Source organism: Citrobacter sp. Cpo030 (assembly GCF_030333005.1).
Lineage (GTDB): Bacteria > Pseudomonadota > Gammaproteobacteria > Enterobacterales > Enterobacteriaceae > Citrobacter > Citrobacter portucalensis.
In genome coordinates this window covers 44,866-53,485 of the sequence record NZ_JAOWGT010000054.1, presented here as the reverse complement: position 1 = coordinate 53,485, position 8,620 = coordinate 44,866, and the positions used below count along the sequence as shown (strand labels likewise).

Genomic DNA, 8,620 nt, shown 5'->3' with positions numbered 1-8,620 from the left:
GGCAATGCTGCCAACTTGCTGATTTAGTGTATAATGGTGTTTTTGAGGTGCTCCCGTGGCTTCAGTCTCCGTCTGCTGTCCCTCCTGTTCCGCTACTGAAGGCGTGATGCGTAATGGCAAAAGTACTGCCGGGCATCAACGTTATCTCTGCTCTCACTGCCGTAAAACATGGCAGCTCACCTTCACTTATGCCGCTTCTCAGCCCGGTACACACCAGAAAATCATTGATATGGCTATGAACGGCGTCGGTTGCCGTGCCACCGCACGACTAATGGGCGTGGGCCTCAACACCATTTTGCGCCATTTAAAAAACTCAGGCCGCAGTCAGTAACCTCCCGGATACAGCCGGGCAGTGATGTCATTGTCTGTGCGGAGATGGACGAGCAATGGGGCTACGTCGGTGCAAAATTACGTCAGCGCTGGCTGTTTTACGCGTATGACAGGATACGCAGGGCGGTGGTAGCCCACGTTTTCGGTGAACGCACTATGGCCACACTGGAGCGTCTTCTGAGCCTGCTGTCAGTTTTTGACGTGGTGATATGGATGACGGACGGCTGGCCGATGTATGAGTCACGTCTGAAGGGAAAACTGCACGTCATCAGTAAGCGTTACACGCAGCGAATTGAGCGACACAACCTGAATCTGAGACAGCATCTGGCAAGGCTGGGCAGGAAGTCCCTGTCGTTCTCCAAATCGGTGGAGCTGCATGACAAAGTCATCGGGCACTATCTGAACATAAAACACTATCAGTAAATTGGAGTCATTACCATGAGTTAGATATATATAACCCATCGGCTTATCACGTCGTATTCGCCGGTCTTGCGCTAGGGAAAACCGATCTCACGAATAAAATCGATTACATCGCTCCCGGCGAGCATAAACGGCTGGCGGTCCCCGCCGCCGCAGGGAAAACGGTGCAGTGGGCCGCGATCAACGACTATGGCGGTACCACCAAAACAGAAACCCAGACGCTGCAATAAGCCGCGCCTCACGATGATAGCTCTCAGGGAATGACAAGCGATATGACGCAAAGAACGCCGAATTTATCAACCGTGAAGCCACTTGCCTTCTGGTTGCACTGCGCAATCGCCAGCGGATGCCTGGCCTCCGGCCATGCCTGGGCCGGTGACTTCTACTTTGACCCAACCCTTCTGGAAACGGAGAAAAGCGGCCAACAGGCGGTGGATCTGGCGGTATTTTCGCAGAATAACGCCCAGCTTCCCGGCGAATATATTGTTGATATTTATATTAACAACAAGAAAACCGGCCAGCGTAAGCTGCCGTTCGTTGCAGGTAAAGAACACCAGTTGATTCCTCAGTTCACCCTCGGGCAATTGCGTGAACTGGGCTTTAAAATCGACAACTATCCACAGTTGGCGGAGCAGGACAACGCCACGACGGTTGCCGACCTGACGCAGGCGATTCCCGGCAGCATCTCACAGTTTGATATCAACCACAGCCGACTGAATCTCAGCGTGCCGCAGATTGCCCTTTACCGTGACGCCCGCGGCTATGTAGATCCTGCTCGTTGGGACGACGGGATGCCGGTTTTGTTCACCAACTACAACTTTAGCGGTTCGCAAAACCAGTACGACAACGACAGCGATCGGCGCCAGTATCTGAATATGCAAAATGGCGCCAACATCGGCCCCTGGCGACTACGCAATTACTCGACCTGGGCGCACAGCGATAATGACACGCGTTGGGATAGCATTAATAGCTGGCTACAACGGGATATCAAAAGCCTGAAATCGCAGCTGGTGATAGGCGAGAGCGCCACCGAAGGCACGGTGTTCTCCAGCTATCAGTTTACCGGCGTGCGGCTGTACTCTGATGAAACCATGCTACCCAACAGCCAGCGCGGTTTTGCGCCGACCATTCGCGGCATCGCCAACTCCAGCGCTATCGTTACGGTACGGCAAAACGGCTACATCCTGTATCAAAGCAACGTTCCGGCGGGGGCTTTTGAAATCAACGATCTCTACCCTTCGGCGTTCAGCGGCGACTTAGACGTCACTATCGAAGAAGCCGACGGCAGCATACGTCATTTCGTCCAGCCGTTCTCCGCGCTGCCGCAGATGCAAAGACCGGGTTATCTAAAATACAGCGTCACCGCGGGGCGCTTTCGCGCTGCCAGCTCGCAGGACAGCCACGAGCCGGAGTTCCTTGAAAGCACCGCCAGCTATGGTCTGAACAACGCGTTCACGCTTTACGGCGGCCTGAACGCCTCGCAGGACTACCGAGCGCTGGCGCTGGGCCTCGGCTCTACGCTTGGCGTTCTGGGAGCAGTATCGATGGACGTCAGCCGCGCGGACACTCAGCTTGATAACGATGAAAGCTATCATGGCTACAGCTGGCGCACCCAGTACATCAAAGACCTACCGGAAAGCGGCACCAGCGTGTCGCTAAGCTACTACCGCTACACCAGCAGCGGTTATTTCAACTTCTCCGACGCCAACCAGAAGGGTATCAACGGCGGCGATCACCTGCGCAATGAAGCTCAGTTCACTGTCAGCCAGACGTTGTTTTCTGGTATCAGTTTCTACGCCTCTGGCTCGCAGCAGGAGTACTGGGATCGCGAGCAGCAGGATAAAAACCTGTCCATTGGCCTGAACGGCAATCTGTGGGGCGTGAGCTATAACCTCAGCGGCCAGTTTACCGACTCACATGACAGCGACAACGACCGTACGCTGTCGCTCAGCCTGAGCGTACCGTTGGATCGCTGGCTGTCGCATGCGCAGGCAACCTGGCGCACCACTGACCAGCGCGATCGCGCTACTCAGCACGAAGTGGGCATCAATGGCTCGCTGCTGGAAGACCGTCGGCTGACTTATAACCTGAAACAACGGCAAAGCGAAGGCGGCGATCCGGGCAGCAGCAGTCTGTACGGCAGCTACCGTTCTGCCTACGGCACCGTGAATGCCGGTTACGACTACAGCAGCGATAACCGCCAACTGAGCTACGGTCTCTCTGGTGGTATTGTCGCCCATCGTCACGGCGTGACCCTGTCGCAGTCGCTGGGCAATGCCTTTGCGCTGATTGACGCCAACGGCGCGGCAGGGATCCGGGTGAAAAATTACCCCGGCATCGCCACCGACTATTTTGGCTATGCCGTGATCCCCTATCTGACCGCGTATCAGGAAAACGCCATCTCTCTCGATACCACAATGATGCCGGATAACGTCGACGTCACCGAAACGGTACGCACCGTAGTGCCTAATCGCGGTGCCGCCGTAACGGCACACTTTATTGCCCGGACCGGCTACCGCGTACTGCTGAAACTCACCGATGCGCGCGGAAAAGCACTGCCCTTCGGCGCCATCGCCAGCAGTCAGACGCAGCAGAGCATCGTCGATGAAGGTGGCGTGCTGTATATCACTGGTGTAAACAGCCAGCCGCAGATCTGGTCCGTACGCTGGGGTAATCAGCCAGATCAACAGTGCCAGTTTACCTTCAGCCTGCCGGAAGATTCTGCTCGCAACACCGCAATACAAAATGGGAACGCGCTATGTCAATAAAGAGTCTGTGGATGAAAAATGGGATTACCGCCGTGCTACTGGCGCTACCTATCACCCCGGTCTACGCGGTGAACGGGGCCTGCTCCGCGACGGGAAGCTTTAACGTCAATATAGCCAGCGACTGGACGCAAGCACAGAACGTTGCGGGAACCTCGCTGGAACTGCCAACGCCGCTCTCAGGCAATGCTTATCAAATCGATTGCAGCTGTAGCGCGGGTAGCAAAGTGGCGTTGTACTATACGGTCACCAGCGCGCTATCTAAAAACGGTAAACTCAGCGGCTTTTACCAGTTGAATGATAATCTGGATATTAAAACTGAAGTTGATGACATTCCCGGGAAGACGGCGGTCACGCCGCAGAACACTAAACCTATCCAGGAAAGTGGCTCTTACAGCCCCAGCAGCAGCAAAGGTAGCGTGTGCACGGCTGACCCAGCGGAGATCCGCGCCGCGCCGGTAAACATTGGCGCGAGCACCCGTTTTACGCTGTACGTCACCAAACCCTTCCTGGGGGAACTGGTAATTCCAGACACCCTGGTCGCCTCAGTACAGGCCGGATGGACCAGTTCGGCCACCCCACCATCGGTGAGCAGCATGGAAGATATCGCCGAACTGCGCATCCAGGGGAGCATCACCGTGCCCCAGGATTGTAAAATCAACCAGGGCGACGTGATTCAGGTCGATCTCGGTTTTATCAACGCCAACCGTTTCACCACCAAGGACCAGATGCCGGACGGCTATACACCGGTCAATTTTGACATTCACTATGACTGCGGTGATACCTCAACCATCAAAAATAGCATGGAAATGAGGATTGATGCTGATGATGTGATTGAGCAGTACACGTTAGTCGCCCGCCGCCAGGAAGCCAATAACGTCCCGGACATCGGTGTGAGAATGGCCCGTATCGACGGGACCCATGTCAATGTCCCGTTCACAAATGGATTGATCAATATCGATCCTTCCGGCAAGGGAGTAATCAACCTGGAAGCCTGGCCGATTAATATGCTCGGCGGCACGCCCGCGCCGGGGAAATTTAGCGGTACCGCAACCATCACCGTTCTCGTGAAATAATGGCTCACAACATCGGCTGGCGCTGAGCCAGTTCGATAAAATGCTGCAGGGCGGGCTTTAGCTCGCCTTTTTTCCACGCCATCAACAGCGCAATGGTCGGAACATCGCCAACAATAGGACGGAAAACCACCTGTCCGGTATTAAAATTATTCATATAACCGGGTATCAAAGTCACCCCCAGCCCCATGCCGACCAGGTTCATGGTCACCAGAATGTTGGTTGCCACCTGCACAATGTTGGGCTGGCTTTTTTGTTGCTGAAACCAGTTTTTGACAATCATCGCTAACGCGCCGGAGTAGGCCGGATCGGTACTGACAAAATTCACGCCGTGTAGTTGTTCTGCGGAGATTGCTTGCTCATTAGCTAACGGATGATTCACCGGTAAAACCACTACCAACGGCTCATGAATCAGCTCCAGATAATCGAGATCCGGGCTATAAACCGGGTGGCGCATTAAGCCCACATCGAGCTCTCCGCTGAGGATTTTATCTTCCTGCTCGGTGGTGATCAGACTCACCAGCTCAATGTGCGTATCCGGTTGTTTTAAACGAAACAGAGGTAACACCTTCGGCAGCAGATTTACCTCTGCGGAAGGGACAAAACCGATGGCGAAATGATTATCTTCCTGCACCGTTTTACGGGCACGAACTTTGGCGTTTTCCGCCTGTTCGAGGATCGCCAGCGCATCTTGTAAAAAGCACTCACCCGCCGCCGTCAGCGCAACTTTTCGTTTATCCCGCACCAGCAACGGAACGCCCACGCAAGTTTCCAGATCGCGGATCTGGCTGCTTAACGACGGCTGAGAGGTATGCAGCTTTTCTGCTGCTCGGGTGAAATTCAGCGCCTGCGCCACCGCTACGAAATAGCGTAAGTGCCTCAGTTCCATGCCCTTCTCCTTGTTATCGAAAAAATGTCTCAACTGGTAGAAATTTACTATTTCACAGATTGATAACTAACTAGCAACATCCTTAAGGTACAAAAAAAGAAGGTCAATACATCTTAGCTTTCAGGATTAAAAAATATGACCACACCCTCAAATTTAGACATCTACCAACTGATCGATACGCAAAACGGTCGCGTAACCCCACGAATTTATACCGACCCTGAAATTTACCAACTGGAGCTGGAACGCATCTTCGGACGCTGCTGGTTATTTCTCGCCCACGAAAGCCAAATCCCCAAACCCGGTGATTTTTTTAACACCTACATGGGCGAGGATGCAGTTGTGGTGGTTCGCCAGAAAGACGGCAGCATCAAAGCGTTTCTCAACCAGTGTCGCCACCGCGCAATGCGCGTCAGCTACGCCGACTGCGGTAATACCCGCGCCTTCACCTGCCCGTATCACGGCTGGTCGTACGGCATTAACGGCGAGCTGATCGACGTCCCGCTGGAACCGCGCGCCTACCCGCAAGGGCTGTGCAAATCGCACTGGGGGCTGAACGAAGTTCCTGGCGTAGAGAGCTACAAGGGACTGATTTTCGGCAACTGGGATACCTCCGCGCCTGCACTGCGCGATTATCTCGGCGACATCGCCTGGTATCTCGACGGTGTGCTGGATCGTCGTGAAGGCGGCACCGAAATCGTCGGTGGCGTACAAAAGTGGACCATCGATTGTAACTGGAAATTCCCCGCCGAACAGTTTGCCAGCGACCAGTATCACGCGCTGTTCAGCCATGCCTCGGCCGTGCAGGTGCTGGGGGCAAAAGACGACGGCAGCGATAAACGCCTGGGAGACGGACAAACCGCCCGCCCGGTGTGGGAAACCGCCAAAGACGCACTACAGTTCGGTCAGGATGGGCACGGTAGCGGATTTTTCTTTACCGAAAATCCTGATGCCAATGTCTGGGTCGACGGCGAAGTCTCCAGCTACTACCGTGACACCTACGCGGAAGCCGAGCAGCGTCTGGGTAAAGTTCGCGCCCTGCGTCTGGCCGGTCACAACAACATTTTCCCAACGCTTTCCTGGCTCAACGGTACTGCCACCTTAAGGGTCTGGCATCCGCGCGGGCCGGATCAAGTTGAAGTGTGGGCATTCTGTATTACCGATAAAGCCGCCTCTGATGAAGTGAAAGCCGCGTTTGAAAACAGCGCAACGCGGGCTTTTGGCCCCGCCGGATTCCTGGAGCAGGACGACTCGGAAAACTGGTGTGAAATACAAAAACTGTTGAAGGGTCATCGCGCACGCAACACCAGGTTGTGTCTGGAAATGGGGCTTGGCCAGGAGAAACGTCGTGAAGACGGCATTCCGGGGATCACCAACTACATCTTTTCGGAAACCGCCGCGCGCGGCATGTATCAGCGCTGGGCCGATTTGCTCAGCAGCGAAAGCTGGCAGGAAGTGCAGGAGAAAACCGCAGCTTACCAGCAGGAGGTGATGAAATGAGCACCTTAGTTTCTCAGGAACTACACCATCGCATTACACAGTTTCTCTACCATGAAGCCAGCCTGCTGGATGACTGGAAGTTTCGTGACTGGCTGGCACAACTGGATGAAGACATTCGCTACACCATGCGTACGACGGTCAATGCCCAGACGCGCGATCGTCGCAAAGGCGTGCAGCCGCCGACCACCTGGATTTTCAACGACAACAAAGACCAGCTCGAACGTCGTATCGCGCGCCTGGAAACCGGCATGGCCTGGGCGGAAGAGCCACCGTCGCGTACCCGGCACCTGATCAGCAACTGCCAGGTCAGTGAAACTGGAGTTCCCGACGTCTTTGCCGTGCGCCTTAATTATCTGCTGTATCGCGCGCAAAAAGAGCGCGATGAAACCTTTTACGTCGGCATGCGCATAGACAAAGTGCGCCGTTTGCCGGGCGATGAGTGGCGCTTACTGGAGCGTGAGATCGTGCTGGATCAAGCGGTGATCACCTCCCATAACCTGAGTGTACTGTTCTGATGAGTCGTGTTTATGCCTGCCCCGTAGGGGATTTGCCGGAGGGTGAAGCGCTCCGGCTTGATACTTCGCCCGTCATCGCGCTGTTCAACGTTGGCGGCGAGTTCTATGCCATTAACGATCGCTGTAGCCACGGTAACGCCTCGATGTCGGAAGGCTATCTGGAAGACGACGCTACGGTGGAATGCCCGCTGCATGCCGCCAGTTTTTGCCTGAGAACCGGCAAGGCGTTGTGTCTACCCGCCACCGATCCGCTAACCACCTACGCAGTATATGTGGACGGTAGCGATGTGTTTGTTGATATTCCAGAGGACGCAAGATGAGCGATTTACGCGATAACGTGGTCTTTATCACCGGCGGCGGCTCCGGTCTTGGCCTGGCGCTGGTCGAGCGTTTCATCGAGGAAGGTGCGCGGGTCGCCACGCTGGAGCTGTCGCCAGCTAAAGTTGCCAGCCTGCGTCAGCGCTTTGGCGAACATGTGCTGGCAATCGAAGGCAACGTCACCTGCTACGCCGACTATCAGCGCGCGGTAGATCAAATCCTGACGCATTACGGTACGCTGGACTGTTTTATCGGAAATGCGGGGATATGGGATCACAACGCCTCGTTGGTCAATACGCCTGCGGATGCGCTGGAGAGCGGCTTTCATGAGCTGTTTAACGTCAACGTGCTGGGCTATCTGCTGGGCGCAAAAGCCTGTGCCCCTGCACTTATCGCCAGCGAAGGCAGCATCATCTTTACCCTGTCCAATGCGTCGTGGTATCCCGGCGGCGGCGGCCCGCTGTATACCGCCAGCAAACATGCGGCTACCGGGCTGATTCGCCAGCTGGCATACGAGCTGGCACCAAAGGTTCGTGTTAACGGTGTCGGTCCATGCGGTATGGCGACAGATCTACGCGGCCCGCAGGCGCTGGGACAAAACGATACATCGATTATGCAGTCGCTTACGCCGGAAAAAATCGCCGCTATTTTGCCACTACAGTTTTTCCCGGAGCCGGCGGATTTTACCGGCCCGTATGTGATGCTGGCGTCAAAGCGTAACAACCGCACATTGAGCGGCGTGATGATCAATGCCGACGCCGGTCTGGGTATTCGCGGTATTCGTCACGTCGCCGCCGGACTGGATCTCTGAGG

Annotated in this window: 8 protein-coding genes and 1 pseudogene; 8 read left to right on the top strand and 1 reads right to left on the bottom strand. The window is 55.2% G+C overall.

The features are described 5' to 3' along the window. Window positions 1-55 precede the first annotated feature (55 nt). The 4 genes and pseudogenes from OGY37_RS09555 to OGY37_RS09540 all read left to right on the top strand — a co-directional run bounded on the left by OGY37_RS09555 (window position 56) and on the right by OGY37_RS09540 (window position 4,591). A protein-coding gene (locus tag OGY37_RS09555) for an IS1 family transposase (protein WP_286619986.1) occupies window positions 56-753 on the top strand; the annotation gives its coding sequence in 2 pieces (ribosomal slippage) (window positions 56-305 and window positions 305-753; 699 coding nt in all). Between the two features lie 14 nt (window positions 754-767). Next, a pseudogene (locus tag OGY37_RS09550) lies at window positions 768-980 on the top strand (fimbrial biogenesis chaperone); the annotation flags it as partial. 42 nt (window positions 981-1,022) lie between these two features. Beyond that, window positions 1,023-3,518, top strand: a complete 2,496-nt coding sequence (locus OGY37_RS09545; protein WP_232794629.1) for a fimbria/pilus outer membrane usher protein — start codon at window positions 1,023-1,025, stop codon at window positions 3,516-3,518. Beyond that, a complete protein-coding gene (locus tag OGY37_RS09540) occupies window positions 3,509-4,591 on the top strand; it encodes a fimbrial protein (RefSeq protein WP_286620668.1) in 1,083 nt (360 codons plus the stop codon). The genes OGY37_RS09545 and OGY37_RS09540 overlap by 10 nt, the downstream gene beginning before the upstream one ends. A gap of 4 nt (window positions 4,592-4,595) precedes the next feature. On the opposite strand, the gene hcaR is transcribed toward OGY37_RS09540, so the two are convergent. Next, the gene (gene hcaR, locus OGY37_RS09535) at window positions 4,596-5,477 is read right to left on the bottom strand and encodes a DNA-binding transcriptional regulator HcaR (RefSeq protein ID WP_286620666.1); all 882 of its coding nucleotides are present in this window, start codon (window positions 5,475-5,477) and stop codon (window positions 4,596-4,598) included. Between the two features lie 135 nt (window positions 5,478-5,612). Between hcaR and hcaE the strand changes: the two genes are divergently transcribed. From hcaE to hcaB, 4 genes are read left to right on the top strand one after another with little or no spacing between them, the layout of a single operon-like run. Next, the gene (gene hcaE, locus OGY37_RS09530) at window positions 5,613-6,974 is read left to right on the top strand and encodes a 3-phenylpropionate/cinnamic acid dioxygenase subunit alpha (protein ID WP_063941929.1); all 1,362 of its coding nucleotides are present in this window, start codon (window positions 5,613-5,615) and stop codon (window positions 6,972-6,974) included. After that, window positions 6,971-7,489, top strand: a complete 519-nt coding sequence (gene hcaF / locus OGY37_RS09525) for a 3-phenylpropionate/cinnamic acid dioxygenase subunit beta (RefSeq protein WP_032944241.1) — start codon at window positions 6,971-6,973, stop codon at window positions 7,487-7,489. Before hcaE ends, hcaF begins: the two co-directional genes overlap by 4 nt. Further along, entirely contained in the window at window positions 7,489-7,809 is a 321-nt protein-coding gene (gene hcaC, locus OGY37_RS09520; RefSeq protein ID WP_003835270.1) for a 3-phenylpropionate/cinnamic acid dioxygenase ferredoxin subunit, read from the top strand. Before hcaF ends, hcaC begins: the two co-directional genes overlap by 1 nt. Beyond that, window positions 7,806-8,618 carry a 3-phenylpropionate-dihydrodiol/cinnamic acid-dihydrodiol dehydrogenase gene (gene hcaB / locus OGY37_RS09515; protein ID WP_048215769.1) on the top strand — a complete coding sequence of 271 codons (813 nt, stop codon included), beginning with the start codon at window positions 7,806-7,808 and terminating at the stop codon, window positions 8,616-8,618. The genes hcaC and hcaB overlap by 4 nt, the downstream gene beginning before the upstream one ends. Window positions 8,619-8,620: the final 2 nt, after the last annotated feature.